The following is a 2,066-nucleotide window of genomic DNA, read 5'->3' on the forward strand; positions in this document are numbered from 1 at the left end:
CGGTGCTGCCGGACCTGGGGGCCCCCTTGCCGCCCGCCGATGTGTACCTGCTGGCCGTGCCCGATGCGGCCGTGGCCCCGGTGCTGGCGGCGGTGGCCTGGCCGGCCGGGGCCTTGGTGGCCCACCTAGCGGGCGCCCTGCCGCTGAGCGTATTCGAAGCCCAGCCGGAAGTGCGGGGCGGCGTGCTGTACCCGCTGCAAACGTTCAGCGCCGGCCGGGCCGTGGCCTGGGCCGCCGTGCCGCTGTGCGTGGAGGCCGCCGACGCCGGGGCCCTAAATATGCTGTTGGCACTGGCCCGCAGCCTGAGCGCCGACGTGCGCCCGCTGGCCTCGGCCGACCGGCTGCGGCTGCACGTGGCGGCGGTGTTTGCCAACAACTTCACCAACCACCTGCTGGGCGTGGCCGATGCGCTGCTGGCCGAAGCGGGCTTGCCGGCCGCCCTGCTGGCCCCGCTGGTGCGCGAAACCGTGGACAAGGCCCTGGCCACCGGCTCGCCCTTCGCGGTGCAGACGGGCCCCGCCGCCCGCCGCGACGCGCCCACGCTAGGGGCCCACCAGGCAGCGCTGGCGGCGCATCCGGCCTGGCTGGGAATCTATAACCAGCTGACGGCCAGTATTCAGGCGCAGCTGCCCCCGGTACCCGGGCTGGCCGGCGCGTAGCCGCGGCTTTGACGCCGGGCCGGGTGGCCCTACCTTTGCGGGCCCGTTGGACCCCCGCGCCGGGTAAAATTTTGGGCACCCTGCCCAACCCTAGCCCAGCCCGAGCGGTTGAGTCCCAGCGGCTTGCCGGCTCCCCGGCGGCTTTTTCCTTACCAAAGACCTCAAATTCGTGCCCGCCACCACCATTACGTTTCAGTTCAAGGACGGCCAACCGGCCCAAACCCACGTGGCGGCCGCCGGCGAGTCGGTGCTCGACGTGGCCCTGAACAACGCCATCCAACTCCAGCACAACTGCGGCGGCGTGTGCGGGTGCAGCACTTGCCACGTGTACGTGGAGCGTGGCGGCGACGACCTGCCCGAAATCAGCGATAAGGAGGAGGATTTCATCGACCGCGCCGAGAACCCGCGCATCACCTCGCGCCTGGCCTGCCAGTGCGTAGTAAACGCCGGCATGGAGCTCACCGTTACCATCCCGCACCAGCACTTCCTGGGGCACTAGTTTTATTAGGGTAGGCGGGTGAGGGGGTAGGAGGGTAGGAGGGGGAAACAAATTTCCCAGCCATGCCCACCACCTCCTACCCCACACCCGCCTACCCCCATACCCTACAAAAAAATGAACCACTTTGAACCCCCCATCCAGTGGGCCGACCACGAGGACGTGGCCATGGCGCTGTACGAGAAATTCGGCGAAGAATACCCGGAGGCCCGCATCTACCGCATCCGCTTCACCGACCTGATTGACTGGGTGCTGACGCTGCCCAACTTTGCCGGTACCCGCGAGCAGGCCACCGAAGGCCACTTGGAGCAAATCCAGGCCAAGTGGGTGTACGAGTGGCGTGATAACCAATAACGGTGGCGCCGGTGGGGGCCCCAGCCGCGGCCTCAACCCGCCGCCCGGCCCCGCCGTATGAAAGAAGGTGCCCGGCTGCGTTGGTGGGGCAAGGTAATTTGGCCACCTATTTAGGCCCCTTCCACATTTTTCTTTTATTGCGATGAACACCGGGACCGTAAAATTTTTTAACGAGGAGAAAGGCTACGGCTTTATTACCGATGAGGCCACCCGCGAAGATTTCTTCGTTCACATCACCGGCCTGAACGGTGGCCAGATTCAGCAAAACGACCGGGTGGAATTCGAAACCCAGGAGGGCCGCAAGGGTGTGAACGCCGTGAACGTGCGCAAAATCTGAGGCACCGCCTTACGCGCTACCCCGCTATAGTTTAAGAAGGCTTTCCGGCACCGCTGGGAAGCCTTTGCTGTGCCTGGCGGGGCCGGTGCCGCCGCTGGGCCCCACCTTTGCGCGCCCCTGTGCACCGCCCATGTCCACTGCCGCTTTTTCTGCGCCGCTGCCCGCCGGGCTGCCGGGCCCCGACGGGGCGGCGGGCGGGGCGCGCGGCCGGCTGCTGGCC

General features: G+C 67.2%; 4 protein-coding genes. All 4 read left to right on the forward strand.

Annotation, left to right across the window (positions count from 1 at the left end):
* A partial coding sequence (locus BEN49_RS14385; protein WP_070744521.1) for a DUF2520 domain-containing protein occupies positions 1-659 on the forward strand: 659 nt, incomplete at its 5' end.
* Between the two features lie 169 nt (positions 660-828).
* Positions 829-1,158 (forward strand): 2Fe-2S iron-sulfur cluster-binding protein, encoded by a 330-nt coding sequence (locus BEN49_RS14390; RefSeq protein ID WP_083326107.1) that lies wholly within the window; start codon positions 829-831, stop codon positions 1,156-1,158.
* Between the two features lie 114 nt (positions 1,159-1,272).
* Positions 1,273-1,509, forward strand: a complete 237-nt coding sequence (gene iscX, locus BEN49_RS14395; RefSeq protein WP_070744523.1) for a Fe-S cluster assembly protein IscX — start codon at positions 1,273-1,275, stop codon at positions 1,507-1,509.
* Between the two features lie 142 nt (positions 1,510-1,651).
* Complete coding sequence (locus BEN49_RS14400) at positions 1,652-1,846, forward strand: cold-shock protein (protein WP_068228568.1); 195 nt, start codon at positions 1,652-1,654, stop codon at positions 1,844-1,846.
* The last annotated feature ends 220 nt before the right edge of the window (positions 1,847-2,066 follow it).

This window comes from Hymenobacter coccineus, assembly GCF_001816125.1.
Lineage (GTDB): Bacteria > Bacteroidota > Bacteroidia > Cytophagales > Hymenobacteraceae > Hymenobacter > Hymenobacter coccineus.

What these genes read in the sequence shown, in the direction of transcription:
- BEN49_RS14400 (WP_068228568.1), top strand. Translation starts at nt 1,652, where the DNA reads ATGAACACCGGGACCGTAAAATTTTTTAACGAGGAGAAAGGCTACGGC.
- iscX (WP_070744523.1), top strand. Translation starts at nt 1,273, where the DNA reads ATGAACCACTTTGAACCCCCCATCCAGTGGGCCGACCACGAGGACGTG.